Consider the following 13,718-nt stretch of genomic DNA (forward strand, 5'->3'; position numbering starts at 1 on the left):
ACGCCCTCGGCGCCGAGGCGTTCGCCGCGCTGCGGGACCCGCTGATCGCCGTGCTGGGCGAGGGGAACGAGGCGGCCGCGGGGTTCCGGGCCGCGAGCGTCGCGCTCGTCGCGACCGCGCAGCTGCCCGAGGCGTAGGGCCGGGGTGGCGGCCCCGGACGCCCACGCCGGGCCGTCCGGGCCCGTACGGACGCGCCGCCGGCGCCGCCGGGGCCGGGTGCGCGTCCGATCGGCCGCGCTACAGTCCCGCGCGTATGTTCGTCCTCATCGTTGGAGCCGGCCGCGTCGGCTCGGCCGTCGCGCAGTCGATGCTCGCCCAGGGCCACGAGGTCTCGGTGCTGGACCACGATCCGCTCAGCCACGAGCGGCTCGACGCCGGCCTCGCGTCCTCCTGGGAGGAGACCGGTGGGCGCTTCACCGTCGGCCAGGGGATCGAGGTCGAGGCCCTGCGGGAGGCCGGGATCGACGACGCCGACGTCTTCATCGCGTCGACCTCGGGCGACAACACGAACCTCGTGATCGCCCAGGTCGCCCAGAAGCGCTTCAACATCACGACGGTGATCGCCCGCGTGATGGATCCCGCGCGCGCCACCTGGTACGCCGAGCAGGGGGTCCGGACGATCTGCCCGACCCTGCAGGCGATCTCCATGTTCGAGTCGGCGATCGTCGAGGTCTCCTGATGTACGTCGTGATCGCCGGCGGCGGCAAGGTCGGCTGGAACCTCGCCCGCGAGCTCATCGACAAGGGCCACGAAGTCACGCTCATCGAGCAGACCCGTCGGCGCTACCTGACGATCGAGGAGGAGCTCGAGCACGCCGTCCAGTACGGCGACGCGACCGAGATGTGGGTGCTCGAGCGCGCCGGCATCCAGCGCGCCGAGCTCGTCGTCGCGGTCACCGGCGACGACGAGGACAACATCCTCATCTGCCAGATGGCGCGCGAGAAGTACGACATCCCGCGCACCATCGCCCGTGTCAACAACCCGCGCAACCGCGAGCTGTTCGACCTCCTGAACGTCGCGCCGGTCGTCTCGGCCACCGACCTCATCCTGCGCCTGATCGAGCACGAGGTCCCGAGCTTCGGCCTCGTCCACCTGCTGGACCTCCACGCCGAGCGCCTGGAGATCGTCGAGGTCGAGGTCACGCCCGCCGCGCCCGCCGCCGGCAGGCGCGTCGCGGACATCTCGATGCCGGAGGGCTCGCTGATCATCTCCGTCCTGCGCAAGGGCGCGGGCTTCGTCCCGAAGGCCGACACGGTCATCGAGGCCGGCGACGAGGTCCTCGTGGTCCTGGACCCGGGCCTCGAGGACGGCATCACGGGGCTCTTCGCCGTCGAGAGCTGACGGGTCGAGCGCACCGCGCGCCGCGGACTTCCCCGCTATCATCCGCGACCGCGGTTCCGCTTCGGCGGCCGCCGGTGCCGGATGGTGTAATTGGCAACACACTGGTTTCTGGTACCAGCATTCAAGGTTCGAGTCCTTGTCCGGCAGTACCCGAAGAGCGCCCCCGCGGGGGCGCTCTTCCCGTTTCGGGGGACGTGCGCCCCAGGCGGCTGCCGTGGCCGCTCCATGCGTCTCCCGCGCTCCACGCGGACGGCAGCCCGTCGGCGCCGTGTGCGCGGCCCGTCACGCCCGTTCGCGACGATCGACACCCTCGGACGTCCTCGCATCCGTCGTGCCGTTCGCCTCATGGCCGTCCTGGGCATAGGGTCGATCCATGGCCTGGAACATCGTGATCGCGGGCGGCGGCTTCGGAGGGCTCGAGGCGGCGCGCCGGCTCGAGCGGCGCCTGCCGCACAACAGCGCGCAGGTCACGCTCGTCTCCGACCAGAACTTCATGCTCTACACGCCGCTCCTGCCCGGCGCGGCGGCCGGCACGCTGGAGCCCCGCCACGCGGTCGTCCCGCTGCGCGAGCAGCTGCACCACACGCACCTGCGCCTCGGCTCGGTCACCGGCGCGGACCCGGCCCGCAAGGTCCTGAACGTCACGACCGGCGACGGCCGCGAGCAGGAGCTGCCCTACGACCACCTGATCGTGTCCGTCGGGTCGGTCTCCCGCACGCTGCCGATCCCGGGGCTCGCCGAGCACGCGGTCGGGATGAAGACGCTGCCCGAGGCGATCGCCCTGCGCAACCGCCTGCTGCAGAGCCTCGAGATCGCGGAGGGCATCGACGACCCGACCGACCGGGCGGAGTGGCTGACCTTCGTCTTCGTCGGCGCGGGCTACGCCGGGCTCGAGGGCCTCGCGGAGCTGCAGGACTTCGCCGTCGACCTGCTGGACCGCTACCCGCGCTGCCGCGACCAGGGCGTGCGCTTCGTGCTCGTCGAGGCCCGCGACCGCGTGATGCCCGAGATCCCGGAGTCGCTCGCCGACTTCGCCGTCCGCGAGCTGAAGGCCCGCGGCATCGAGATCCGCACCGGCACCACGATCGACGCCATGACGGCCTCCACGGCCACGCTGGCCGGGGGAGAGGTCCTCCCGTGCCGCACCGTCGTCTGGACCGCGGGCGTGAAGCCGAGCCCGGTCGTCAAGCGGCTCGGCCTGCCGCTGGACGAGCGCAGCGGGCGCATCGTCGTCGACCGCACGCTGCGCGTCACCGGCGTCGACGGCGTCTGGGCGATCGGCGACGCCGCGCACGTGCCCGACCCGCTGGACCTCGACAGCCCCGCCCCGCCGACCGCGCAGCACGCGATCCGCCAGGGACGCAAGGTCGCAGAGAACGTCGTCCGCGCGCTGTCGGACCGCGCGCCCGGCACGTTCACCTACAAGACGCTCGGCGTCTTCGTCGACCTCGGCCGCGGCAAGGCCGTGGCGTCGACGATGGGCCTGCGCTGGCGCGGGGTGCCCGCGTGGTTCCTCGCCCGCACCTACCACCTGGCGTCGATGCCGGGGACGAAGCGGAAGGTCCGCCTCGTCGCCGACTGGACCGTCGGGCTGTTCTTCGGCCGCGACGGCTCGGAGCTCGGCCGGCTCGGCCATCCCGGTCGCCTCGACACGCCCGACCGGATCGCCCTGGAGCGCGAGAGCATCGGCGCGGGCGACTGACCCGCGCCGCGCCGGCCCGCTACCCGCTACTGGTCGTACTGCTCGAGGTTCAGCTCCGGCCGGTGCATCAGCTTGATCAGGCTGCTGCTGTAGGACGGGTCCGTCGCGTAGCCGGCCTTGTGGATGGCCTTGGCGAAGTTCTCGGGGTCGTCGACGTACTTGAACGCCGGCGCGTACCGGTCGTTCTCGACGAGGAACAGCCCGTGGTCGACGAACGAGCCGCGCATGTCGGTGTACATGCGGAACGCCGCGATCTGGCGGACGGTGCGGCCCTTCTCGCTCTCGTTCGTCTGCTTGTAGACGCAGCCGACGGCGTTGGCACCCCAGCGGTACGTGCCCGGCGAGACGAGCTGCGCCTTGATGCCGAAGTAGTTGTTCGCGCCGGCGGCGAGCGTGCCGGAGGCCGACTCGAGGATGCCCTGGGCGAGCGTGACCGCGGCGGGGACGCGGGTCTCGGCCTTCGACTCCTTCGCGAACGGCGCCGCGAGCTGGGTGAACGCGACGGGGTCCGGGTCGCCGCCCGGCTTCGTCGGCACCTGCACCAGGTCGACCGACGCGACCGAGCTGCAGCGCCCCTGCTGCGGGTTCGTCGCGGTCGGCGCCGCCGGGTCGGGGTAGCCGCAGTACGGGGCGACGAGCGAGTTCTTGCTCGCGGTGTTCATGTAGACGTCCGGGACGTAGCCCATCCGGCCGTTCTTGAGCTTGACGCGGTTCCAGACCTTCGACGTGCCGTAGCGGCTGCTCGTCACCGCCGTCGCGTTGATCTGGCAGCGGACGCGCGTGACCTCGCCGTTCTTCATCGTCCCGGCACGGGCCGACCGCGTGGGGTCCTTGCGCGCGTTGACCTTCGACGAGGAGGCCAGCACGATCGTCGCGCGGGCCGTCGGGCGGGTGGCCGCCGTCCGGGTCTTCGCCGCCTTCGACGACGTCGTGGTCGTGGCCGGCGGATTCGCCGGGGTCGGCGCCGCCTCGGTGCCCAGGCCACCCGAGGCGGCCTGGGCGGCCCCGGGGGTCAGCGCCGCCGCGAGCAGGGCGGCCGTCGCGAGAGCGGGGACGGAGGAACGTGGGGGCATCGGTGGTAGCAACCGGCCGGGGGCCGCAGGGTTGCGGTCCGCGGACGGTGATCGGGTCGGGGGACGGCGACGGGAGCCGTCGCCGGGACTACGGGAGCGCGGGCGCGGCGTCCTCGGTGCCGTGCTGCCAGTCCCGGTGCAGCGTCGCGTACGCGCCGTCCCGTTGCAGCAATTCTTCGTGCGTGCCCGACTCCACGACGCGGCCGCGGTCGACGACCGCGATCAGGTCGGCGGTGCGGATCGTCGACAGGCGGTGCGCGATGACGATCGCGGTCCGGCCCTCGAGCAGCGTCTGGAGCGCCTCCTCGATCCGCCGCTCGGTGCGCAGGTCGACGTTCGCGGTCGCCTCGTCGAGGACGAGGATCGCCGGTCCTCCGACGCCGTGGTGCAGCGTCCGCTGGGCCTCGTCGTCGCCGCCGAGGCGGTCGGCGGGCGTGCCGGCGATCAGGGCGCGGGCGAACGCGACGAGCTGTCGCTGCCCGGCCGACAGCGACGTGCCGCGCTCGCCGACCTCGGTGTCCAGTCCCCGGGGCAGCGCGTCGAGGATCTCCCGGGCGCCGATCCGGTCGACGGCGGCGTCGACCTCCTCGCGCGTCGCGTCGATCCGGCCGAAGGCGATGTTGTCCGCGATCGTGCCCGAGAACAGGTAGCCCTCCTGCGGCACGATGCCCATGCGCGAGCGCAGGTCGTTCTGGCGCAGGTCGCGCAGGTCGACGCCGTCGAGCAGCACGCGGCCCTCTGTCGGGTCGGCGAAGCGGGTGGCGAGCTTGGCGATCGTCGACTTGCCCGCGCCGGTCGCGCCGACCAGCGCGACGGTGGCGCCCGCGGGGACGACGAGGTCGACGTCGTCGAGGACCACGGTGGGCGTGAGTCCTGGTCTCGAGGCGCCGTAGGAGAACGTCACGTGGTCGAAGCGCAGCTCGCCGCGCAGCGGGCTCGGCACCGGCACCGGGTGCTCGGGGTCGTTGAGCGTCGACCGCTGCTCGAGCAGGTCGCCGATCTTGTCGAGCGCCGCCATGCCGCTCTGGAACGTCGTGTAGACGTTGGAGAGGTCCGTGATCGGGCCGAAGAAGTTGTCCAGCGCGGTGACGAAGCCGACGAGGACGCCGATGGTGACCGCCCCCGCGACGGCCTCGTGGCCGCCGACGAGCAGCACGATCACGATCGCCGCGGTCGACAGGTACTCGACCGCCGGGAAGTACGCGGCGTTCAGGTAGACCGTCTTCATGTTCGCGGCGCGGTTGTCGTCGCCGAGCTCCGTGAAGCGCTCGAGGTGGCCGCGCTCGCGGCCGTAGGAGCGGATGACGCGGACGCCCGAGAGCGTCTCCTGCAGGTGCGCGGTGATCGCGCCGATCGTCTCTCGGGTCCGGGCGAACGCGTCGACGGAGGCCAGGCGGAAGGCCAGGGAGCCGATCAGGAGGACGGGGATCGTCGTGAACGTGATCAGCGCGAGCTTCACGTCCAAGGACAGCAGGATCACGACCGAGCCGACGAGCAGCAGCAGCGACTGCACGAGCGTCACGAGGCTCGACGAGATCATCTGCTGCAGGGCGTCGACGTCGTTGGTCATCCGCGAGACCAGCACGCCGGCGCGCTGGCGCTCGTGGTACGCCACCGGCATCGTCAGCAGGTGCTTGAAGATCCGCTCACGCAGGTCCGAGAGCAGCCGCGCGCCGAGCCAGCCGACCAGTCGGGCGAGCGCCATGCTCGCCACGAGCCCGATCAGCGATATCACGACGAACGCGACGACCAGCGTCGTCAGGGCGTTCAGGTCCCCGTCGGCCAGGCCGTCGTCGACCGCGCGCTGGACGAGCGGCGCCGGGGCGAGCATCGCGCCGGTTGAGAGCAGCATCGCGATGCCGAGCAGGACGAGCCGGCCCCGGTAGGGCCGCAACATCCCGAAGAGGCTGCGGATCCGCCGGCCGCGGCCGCGGGAGGCCGCGCGGCGGCGGCGGACGTCCGCCAGGAACGCGCCGCGCTCGCGGCGTGGGACCGGGGCCTCGCCGTCGGCGGCCGGGGTGCCCACCGCTCCGGGGACCGGGGTCGCGGGCCGGTCGTCCGGGCGCTCCGGGGTCGGGGCGCTCATGCCTCCTGCACCTCCGTCGGGCGGTCCTCGCGGCTGAGGAAGACCTGGTCGGCCATCCCGTAGGTGACGATCTCGCGGTAGAGCTCGGAGCGCTCTACGAGGTCCTGGTGGGTGCCGACGTCCGCGACGCGGCCCTGGTGCAGGACGACGACGCGGTCGGCCAGCAGGACGGTCGACAGGCGGTGGGCGATCACCAGGGTCGTGCGGCCGCGCATGACCTCGCGCAGCCCGGCGGTGATCTCCTGCTCGGTCGAGGCGTCGACGTTGGACGTCGCGTCGTCGAGCACGAGGATGCGGGGGCCGCGGGCCCCGTCGTCGCGTGGCGGCCCGGCCAGCAGCGCGCGGGCGATCGCCAGGCGCTGGCGCTGACCGCCCGAGAGCGTCAGGCCGCGCTCGCCGACCACCGTGTCGTAGCCGTCGGGCAGCTCGCGCACGAAGCCGTCGGCCTGGGCACGGCGGGCCGAGGCCTCGATCTCCTCGCGCGTCGCGCCGGGCGCGGCGTAGGCGATGTTCTCGGCCACCGACGCGGTGAAGAGGAACGGGTCGTCGTCGATGATCGCGATCTCGTGACGCAGGGCCGTGGGGTCGAGGTCGCGGACGTCGACGCCGTCGATCAGCACCCGGCCGGCGACGGGGTCGTAGAGGCGGGGGAGGAGCTGCACCAGCGCGGTCTTGCCGGAGCCGGTCTGGCCGACGATCGCGACCCGCTCGCCCGCGACGATCGAGACCGACACGTCCTGCAGCGCCGGCGTGTCCTGCTCCGGGTAGCGGAGCGTCACGTCGTCGAACTCGATCGCGCCGATCGCGCGGCCGTCGGTCGCGACCGGCAGCGTGCGCAGCGCGTCGCCGACCGGCGCCACGATCTCGGGGGCGCGGTCCAGCACCTGGAACAGCCGGGCGCCCGAGGCGGTCGCGCGCTGGCCGAGGCCGAGCATCACGCCGAGCGACCGCAGCGGCTGGACGAGCATCATCACGTAGACGAAGAACGCGGTGAACTGGCCGACGCTGATCGTGTCCGACACGACCATCCGGCCGCCGACGAGCAGCACGATCGCCAGGCTGATCTGCGGCAGGAACTGCACGACCGGCTGGAACGACGCGTCGATCCGGACCGCGCGCAGCTGCTTCTGGAAGGCGTGCTCGACGGCCTCGCCGAACGCGGCCTCGCGCCGGTCCTCCGCCGCGAAGGCCTTGACGACGCGGATGCCGGAGATCGACTCCTCCGCCGCGGCGGTGACCTCGGCCACCGCCTGCTGGGCGTCCTGCTGCGCCGGCCGGCCGCGGGTGCCGTAGGCGTGGCCGACGAAGACGATCAGGGGCGCGGGGAGCAGACACGCCAGCGTGAGGAGCGGCTGCTGCAGCGTCATCGCGATCGCGGCGAGCACGACGGTCAGCAGCGACTGGACGATGAAGACCAGGCCGTAGCCGAGGAAGAAGCGGACGGCGCTCAGGTCGACCGTGGCGCGCGACATCAGCTGGCCGGTCTGCCAGCGGTCGAAGAAGCCCAGGTCGAGCGCCTGGAGGTGGCCGTACAGGCGGTCGCGGAGGTCCTGCTCGACGCCCAGCGACACGCGCCCGGCGACGAGGCGGCGGCCGATCGTCAGCACCATCCGGCCGATCCCCAGCAGGGCGAGCGCGATCGCGAACTCGGCGAGCCCGCCCTCGTCGCCGTCGCGGATGCGGTCGATGGCGTGGCCGATCAGCCAGGGGCTGATGACGGTGACCCCCATGGCCAGCAGCGCGAGGACGAAGGTGAAGGCCCAGAGCCTGCGGTACGGCCGCAGGAATCCGAGCAGGCGACGGAACGTACCCACTGACCCGATGGTACGGACGGCGACGCCCGGCCGGACGCCGTCGGGGTTCTCGCGGGGTCGGCGGGGCACGCGGACCACGCTAGGGGGTGAAGGGCGCTCGAGGTCAAGGTGGTGCCGGATGGGTCCCGCCGCTGGTGCGGTGCCACCCCCGGGCGTACGATCGGCCCCATGCGCCGCCCATCGCCCCTCGCGCCCGCCACTCCGGCGGCCGGACGTCGCACGGCCGCCGCCGGGGCGCTCCTGGGGGCCGTCTGCGCGGTCGTGGCCACCGTCGGCAGCGCCCCGGCCGGCGCCCAGACCGCCCCGGTGGTCGCGTCGTGCGGGATCACGTTCGTCGCCACCGACATCTCGTACGCGACGGTCGGGCAGGGGCTCGACGTCGCCTCGGGCGCGTTCACCGCCGCGACGTCCGCGGAGTGCGCCGGGGGCGCCGCCGCCCTGAAGTCCCTGCTCGGCACGGGTCCGGCGGCCGGCGTGAAGCAGACCGTGGACGGCTGGGAGTGCGTCGTCACGTCCGACGGCGGTCGCTGCTACCTCCAGACCCCGCAGCGGTACGCGCGCGTCGACGCGGCGTGCGAGGTCGTCGGCGGGGGCGACGAGGAGAGCGGCGACCCCGACCAGGGCGCCGGGCCCGCGGACCCGACCGCCTGCGTGACGATCGGCGGCGGCACGGGCGGGTCCGGTTCGGGCTCCGGCGACGCCGGCGGTTCGGGCTCCGGCTCCTCGGGTCTGCCGGCCGGCGCCGCGGCCACGACCTACGTCATCGACCGCCGCGGGATCCGCCGCGTCGTCCCGGAGGCCCTCGCGCTCCCGCGCTCCGTCCGCGGCACCGCCCTGACCTGGGCGAGCTGGGGCCGGGCCACGACCGTCGCGGCCGGCAAGGTCCGCGTCCCGCGGGGCGGCGGGAGGGGCACGGTCACCCGCACCGGCACGATCACGCTCTCCGGCCGCAGGTCCTGCTCCGGCGGCCGGCGCGTCTACACCCGGGCCACCGCGCGGGCGGCGGGCCGGACCGTGCGGCAGACGCGCCCGGGCTGCGCGAAGCTCCGCAGCTGATGCCTGCGTCGCACACGCCGGATCGGTCGGGCCGGTGAGCACCGCGTTCGGGCTCTGCGACGCCTGCGGCCACCAGCGGATCGTCGGCAACACCCGCGGGTCGACGTTCTCGCTCTGCGGCCTCGCCCGCTCCGACGACCGCTTCCCGAAGTACCCGCGGATGCCGGTCCTGCGCTGCACCGGCTTCCAGCGTCGCGACCACGACGACGCCGGCGCGCCGACCGCCCACGCGGACCGCCGCCCGCTCGCCGACCGCCCGGAGTCCGCATGAGCCGCCCGGCGGGGGACGGCGCGGGCGGCACGGCGGTGCGCGCCGACGCGCGCACCAAGCGGCTGACGCTGCTGGCCTGCGTGCTCGGGTCGACGATCGTGATGATCGACGGCAGCGTCGTCGGCGTCGCGCTGCCGCAGATCCGCGACGACCTCGGCGGCGGGCTCGCCGGGCAGCAGTGGGTCACCAACGGCTACCTGCTGACGCTCGGCTCGCTGCTGCTGGTCGCGGGCTCGGTCGGTGACGTCCTCGGCGAGCGCCGGGTCTTCCTCTTCGGCGTCGCCGGCTTCGGGATCACGTCCGTCGTCTGCGCCCTCGCTCCGTCGATCGAGGTGCTGGTCGTCGGCCGCGCGCTGCAGGGGGCGTCGGGGGCGGCCCTGACCCCGGCGGCGCTGGCGGTGATCGTGTCCGTCTTCGAGGCGGACGAGCGCAACCGGGCGATCGGCACCTGGACGGCGTGGAGCGGCATCGGCGCCGCGATCGGCCCCGTCCTCGGCGGCTGGCTCGTCGACGCCGCGTCGTGGCACTGGGTCTTCCTCATCAACGTGCCGCTCGTGATCGGCACGCTCGTCCTGATCGCCCGCGTCATCCCGGCGTCCGGACCGCGCGACCGGACCCGCCACGTCGACGTCCCCGGCGCGGTCCTCTGCGCGCTGGGGCTCGGCGGCATCACCTTCGGGCTGATCCAGCAGCCGCTCGGGGGCTGGGGCGCGCCGGACGTCGTCGGGCCGTTGGTCGGCGGCGTCGTGCTGCTCGTCCTCTTCGTCGCCCACGAGGATCGCTCGCCCGACCCGATGCTGCCGCTCGGCCTGTTCCGGCGCCGCAACTTCGTGGTCGGCAACGTCGAGACGTTCGTCATGTACGCGGGGCTCGCGCTCCTGACCTTCTACCTCGTGATCTTCCTCCAGCAGGTCGCCGGCTGGGACGCCCTGAAGGCCGGTGCGGCGCTGCTGCCGGTGACCGCGATGATGCTGCTCTTCGCCGGCCGCTTCGGCGCGCTGGCGGACCGCTACGGTCCGCGGCTGTTCATGGGCGTCGGGCCGTTGGTCGCCGGCGCCGGGCTGCTGCTCCTGCTGCGCCTGGACGCCGACGTCTCGTACCTCGCCGACCTGCTGCCGGCCGTCACGCTCTTCGCGCTCGGGCTGGCGATGACCGTCGCCCCGCTGACGGCCACCGTCCTGGCCGACGCCGAGGCGCGCAACGCCGGCGCTGCGTCGGGGGTGAACAACGCGATCGCCCGCGTCGCGGGGCTGGTGGCGATCGGCGGGGTCGGCGTCGCCGTCGCGGCGAGCTTCGGCGGCAGGGTCGACGAGCGTCTCGACGGCTCGAACCTGCGCGCGGCGGCGATGCGGGAGGGCGCCCGGCTGCGCGACAGCCCGTTCTCGCGCCCCGACGTCCGCGGGCTCGCGCCGTCCGAGGCGCGCGTCCTGCAGGCCACCGCCCGCGACGCCGGGGTGTCCGCGTTCCGGCTGGGCATGGGGGTCTCCGGAGGCCTGATGATCGTCGGCGGCGTCATCGGTGCGGCCGGGATCCGCAACCCCCGCCGCGTCGTCCCGGCCGCCGACTGCGGGGGCGGCCAGTGGGTCGGTCAGCCGTGCGACGCGGCGAACGCCGAGGCGACCGCGGCGCCGGTGATCGGGCCGGAGCCCGCGCCCGCGGCGCGCCTCTGATCCGGACGACCGCGCGCCCGCGGCGCGGTCCGACCCGGACGACCGGTCCCCGCCGGGCGGCGGCCTCCGGGTCCGCCACGCGCGATCCGATGCCGGGCGCACGGGCCGCGATCGCCCCGCCGAACGGCGGGATGGACGGGCGCCGCGGCATCCGGCATACTCATAGTTGCGCATGCAACGACAGGGACGGGCACGATGAGCGAGAGCACGGATCAGACGCGGGACGTCGGCGGCTGGACGAAGGAGATCGGCACCTCCGGGGAGTTCCAGCGGCAGAACAGCGCCTTCCGCGACCGCGTGACCGCCGACGGCTCGTCGGGGTACCCGGCGGCCGCCGGGCGGTACCACCTGTACGTGTCGCTCGCCTGCCCGTGGGCCTCGCGGGCGCTGCTCGTGCGGAAGCTGAAGGGCCTCGAGGACGCGATCGGCCTGACGATCGTCGACCCCTACCGCGACGACCGCGGCTGGGCGTTCCGGGCCGGCGACGTGGCGCCGCCCGGTGAGGCCGACCCGCTCCACGGCTGGTCGTTCCTGTCGGAGGCCTACGAGGCGTCGGACCCCGGCTTCGACGGCCGCGTGACGGTGCCCGTGCTCTGGGACACCGAGACGGGCCGGATCGTCAACAACGAGTCCTCCGAGGTCATCCGGATGTTGAACGCGGAGTTCGACGCGTTCGCGACGAACCCGGACCTCGACCTCTACCCCGAGGACCTGCGCGACGAGATCGACGCGCTGAACGAGCGCGTCTACGACACGGTCAACAACGGCGTCTACCGCGCGGGCTTCGCGACGAGCCAGGAGGCCTACGAGGACGCCGTCGGCACCCTGTTCCAGTCCCTGGAGTGGCTCGAGGAGCTGCTCGCCGAGCGCCGCTACCTCACCGGCGACCGGATCACCGAGGCCGACTGGCGCCTGTTCATGACGCTCGTCCGCTTCGACCCGGTCTACGTCGGGCACTTCAAGTGCAACCTCAAGCGGATCGTCGACCTGCCGAACCTCTGGGCCTACACCCGCGACCTGTACCAGCAGCCCGGTGTGGCCGAGACGGTGAACATCGACCACATCAAGACCCATTACTACACGACGCACCCGTCGATCAACCCGACCGGCGTCGTGCCGGCGGGGCCGGTCGTCGACTGGGATGCGCCGCACGGGCGCGGCTGAGCCGGGCTGAGGCCGCGCGCCCCGGGGGTGCGCGGGGCCCGGGGTCCTGGGGAGGTCGGCTCGCGGTCGCCGGGGCGCGGCGGCGGTCGCTACAGCCCGCCGCCCTCCGGGGAGCGCATGAACGCCTCGACGATCTCGTCGCCGGCGGACCAGCCGACCAGCGCGTCCTGCTGGACCCCGTCCAGGACGGCGGTCGCGGCGCGCTGGAAGGTCCGCAGCTCGGCCGCGTCGTCGGGCTGCAGTGCGAGCCCGAGCAGCAGGAAGCGCGCGCCGAGGGGCCCGTGCTCGACGAGGACCTCGGCGACGGGGAACTCGCGGCCGATGCGCGAGCGGAGGATCTCCACCTGGACGTCCGTCAGGTCGCCCGGATCGAGCGGCACCCGCAGGTCGATCCCGCCGCCGGGGGACGGCTCCGTCGTCGTCTCCGACCAGCGGAACGACGGCAGGTAGAGGAAGTCCGGCACGTCTCGCAGGGTACCCCCGGGGCAGGCGGCGCACGCCGTCCTCCGGGCTCGCCCCGGGTGGCGGGGACGACCGCGGTGGGGCGGCGCGCCGGGCGCTCAGGCGCTGACGAGCTCCGCCTCGTCGAGCCACTCCGCCTGGATCTCCCCGCGCTTGCGGGCGATGTAGGCGTGGTAGTGCAGGGGCTCGCCGGAGACGGCCAGGCGGTGCTGGTAGCGGTGGTCGACCTCGAGCTCGAGCGCGCCCTCGGCGTGCATCCGCTTGATCAGGCGGCTGAAGCCGGAGTCGTCGTCGCTGGTGAGGAAGTCGTCCTTGATCGTCATCGCGACCCAGCCGTCCTCCGCGACGTAGCCGAACGCGGTGGCGAACGCGCGCGGCGGGATGTCGCCGAAGCCGAGCGCGGCGACGGTCGTCAGGAGGTTCGCGCGGAAGTCCCGGAGCGCCGGGATCTCGTCGGCGCCCGGGGCCGTGAGGTCGCAGACGACGTAGTCGTCGTAGACGCCGGGACGGTCGCGCTCCGCGGCCATCTCGGCCTCCGGGAGGATGTCGACGCCGATCAGCGCCGAGGCGCCCATCGCCTGCAGCTCCTCGCCGACCATGCCGTTGCCGGCGCCGAGGTCGAGCACGCGGAGCGTCGACGGACGCAGGCCGGCCTCGCGCAGGCTCGTCTCCAGCAGCGTGCGGACGACGGTGGGGGAGTCGCACTGCAGCTCGGTGTAGAAGAGCCGCTCGTACAGGCCGGGGATGCTGAAGAGGCGGTCGTAGTCGTGGAAGCGCACGCGCTCCGTGCCGTCCGGCAGCTCCACCTCGCACCACTCCTGGTCCTGGTCCAGGTCGTCGGCGCGCGCCTCGGCCTGGGGCATGCGCACCACGAGATCGTCGGCGTGGAGGTCGGACGTCGGTGTGCTCATGGGGCTCCTGGGGAAGGGATCCGAACGGCCCGGCGGGAGCCGGGCGGACGCGCTCCGGGGGCCGCGCGAGGGGGCCCGGCCGGCCGTCCCTCCGCAAGCGGCGGGACGAGGCGTCCGAGGGGAGGCTATCGGACCGTGGGCCGATTCGACAACCGCGTTGCGATTCCA

At 73.8% G+C, this 13,718-nt stretch carries 12 protein-coding genes and 1 tRNA gene; 8 read left to right on the top strand and 5 right to left on the bottom strand.

The annotated features are described in order from the left end of the window. The first annotated feature begins 253 nt into the window (after positions 1-253). The 4 genes from AB0L40_RS03695 (at position 254) to AB0L40_RS03710 (ending at position 3,043) form a co-directional block, all read left to right on the top strand. Positions 254-679 carry a TrkA family potassium uptake protein gene (locus tag AB0L40_RS03695; RefSeq protein ID WP_364349342.1) on the top strand — a complete coding sequence of 142 codons (426 nt, stop codon included), beginning with the start codon at positions 254-256 and terminating at the stop codon, positions 677-679. After that, positions 679-1,341 carry an NAD-binding protein gene (locus AB0L40_RS03700; RefSeq protein ID WP_364349345.1) on the top strand — a complete coding sequence of 221 codons (663 nt, stop codon included), beginning with the start codon at positions 679-681 and terminating at the stop codon, positions 1,339-1,341. The genes AB0L40_RS03695 and AB0L40_RS03700 overlap by 1 nt, the downstream gene beginning before the upstream one ends. 75 nt (positions 1,342-1,416) lie before the next feature. Beyond that, positions 1,417-1,488, top strand: a tRNA-Gln gene (locus AB0L40_RS03705). Positions 1,489-1,714: 226 nt separating this feature from the next. After that, positions 1,715-3,043 (top strand): NAD(P)/FAD-dependent oxidoreductase, encoded by a 1,329-nt coding sequence (locus AB0L40_RS03710; RefSeq protein ID WP_364349348.1) that lies wholly within the window; start codon positions 1,715-1,717, stop codon positions 3,041-3,043. Between the two features lie 26 nt (positions 3,044-3,069). On the opposite strand, the gene AB0L40_RS03715 is transcribed toward AB0L40_RS03710, so the two are convergent. The 3 genes from AB0L40_RS03715 to AB0L40_RS03725 all read right to left on the bottom strand — a co-directional run bounded on the left by AB0L40_RS03715 (position 3,070) and on the right by AB0L40_RS03725 (position 8,016). After that, positions 3,070-4,116, bottom strand: a complete 1,047-nt coding sequence (locus tag AB0L40_RS03715; protein WP_364349351.1) for a glucosaminidase domain-containing protein — start codon at positions 4,114-4,116, stop codon at positions 3,070-3,072. An 88-nt stretch (positions 4,117-4,204) separates the two neighbouring features. Then, positions 4,205-6,202 carry an ABC transporter ATP-binding protein gene (locus AB0L40_RS03720; RefSeq protein ID WP_364349354.1) on the bottom strand — a complete coding sequence of 666 codons (1,998 nt, stop codon included), beginning with the start codon at positions 6,200-6,202 and terminating at the stop codon, positions 4,205-4,207. After that, positions 6,199-8,016, bottom strand: coding sequence for an ABC transporter ATP-binding protein (locus AB0L40_RS03725; protein WP_364349357.1), 1,818 nt, complete (start codon positions 8,014-8,016; stop codon positions 6,199-6,201). Before AB0L40_RS03725 ends, AB0L40_RS03720 begins: the two co-directional genes overlap by 4 nt. 168 nt (positions 8,017-8,184) lie before the next feature. Here AB0L40_RS03725 and AB0L40_RS03730 point away from each other — a divergent pair, with 168 nt between their 5' ends. From AB0L40_RS03730 to AB0L40_RS03745, 4 genes are all read left to right on the top strand, one after another. After that, positions 8,185-9,072 (top strand): hypothetical protein, encoded by an 888-nt coding sequence (locus AB0L40_RS03730; RefSeq protein WP_364349360.1) that lies wholly within the window; start codon positions 8,185-8,187, stop codon positions 9,070-9,072. A gap of 34 nt (positions 9,073-9,106) precedes the next feature. Then, positions 9,107-9,343, top strand: coding sequence for a hypothetical protein (locus tag AB0L40_RS03735; RefSeq protein ID WP_364349363.1), 237 nt, complete (start codon positions 9,107-9,109; stop codon positions 9,341-9,343). Continuing rightward, positions 9,340-11,013: an MFS transporter gene (locus AB0L40_RS03740; protein ID WP_364349366.1), complete on the top strand. Its 1,674-nt coding sequence runs from the start codon at positions 9,340-9,342 to the stop codon at positions 11,011-11,013. Before AB0L40_RS03735 ends, AB0L40_RS03740 begins: the two co-directional genes overlap by 4 nt. 195 nt (positions 11,014-11,208) lie before the next feature. Further along, positions 11,209-12,177 carry a glutathione S-transferase family protein gene (locus AB0L40_RS03745; protein ID WP_364349369.1) on the top strand — a complete coding sequence of 323 codons (969 nt, stop codon included), beginning with the start codon at positions 11,209-11,211 and terminating at the stop codon, positions 12,175-12,177. A gap of 89 nt (positions 12,178-12,266) precedes the next feature. On the opposite strand, the gene AB0L40_RS03750 is transcribed toward AB0L40_RS03745, so the two are convergent. Both AB0L40_RS03750 and AB0L40_RS03755 read right to left on the bottom strand, forming a co-directional pair. Next, positions 12,267-12,641 carry a hypothetical protein gene (locus AB0L40_RS03750; RefSeq protein WP_364349372.1) on the bottom strand — a complete coding sequence of 125 codons (375 nt, stop codon included), beginning with the start codon at positions 12,639-12,641 and terminating at the stop codon, positions 12,267-12,269. A gap of 96 nt (positions 12,642-12,737) precedes the next feature. Then, on the bottom strand, positions 12,738-13,550 hold the full coding sequence (locus AB0L40_RS03755) for a methyltransferase domain-containing protein (protein ID WP_364349375.1): 813 nt from the start codon (positions 13,548-13,550) through the stop codon (positions 12,738-12,740). Positions 13,551-13,718: the final 168 nt, after the last annotated feature.

Source organism: Patulibacter sp. NPDC049589, assembly GCF_040675535.1.
GTDB lineage: Bacteria > Actinomycetota > Thermoleophilia > Solirubrobacterales > Solirubrobacteraceae > Patulibacter.

Bases quoted from the DNA above. Each gene is read 5' to 3' on its own strand.
- AB0L40_RS03695 (WP_364349342.1), top strand. From the start codon at position 254: ATGTTCGTCCTCATCGTTGGAGCCGGCCGCGTCGGCTCGGCCGTCGCG.
- AB0L40_RS03700 (WP_364349345.1), top strand. From the start codon at position 679: ATGTACGTCGTGATCGCCGGCGGCGGCAAGGTCGGCTGGAACCTCGCC.
- AB0L40_RS03710 (WP_364349348.1), top strand. From the start codon at position 1,715: ATGGCCTGGAACATCGTGATCGCGGGCGGCGGCTTCGGAGGGCTCGAG.
- AB0L40_RS03715 (WP_364349351.1), bottom strand. From the start codon at position 4,116: ATGCCCCCACGTTCCTCCGTCCCCGCTCTCGCGACGGCCGCCCTGCTC.
- AB0L40_RS03720 (WP_364349354.1), bottom strand. From the start codon at position 6,202: ATGAGCGCCCCGACCCCGGAGCGCCCGGACGACCGGCCCGCGACCCCG.
- AB0L40_RS03730 (WP_364349360.1), top strand. From the start codon at position 8,185: ATGCGCCGCCCATCGCCCCTCGCGCCCGCCACTCCGGCGGCCGGACGT.
- AB0L40_RS03740 (WP_364349366.1), top strand. From the start codon at position 9,340: ATGAGCCGCCCGGCGGGGGACGGCGCGGGCGGCACGGCGGTGCGCGCC.
- AB0L40_RS03745 (WP_364349369.1), top strand. From the start codon at position 11,209: ATGAGCGAGAGCACGGATCAGACGCGGGACGTCGGCGGCTGGACGAAG.
- AB0L40_RS03755 (WP_364349375.1), bottom strand. From the start codon at position 13,550: ATGAGCACACCGACGTCCGACCTCCACGCCGACGATCTCGTGGTGCGC.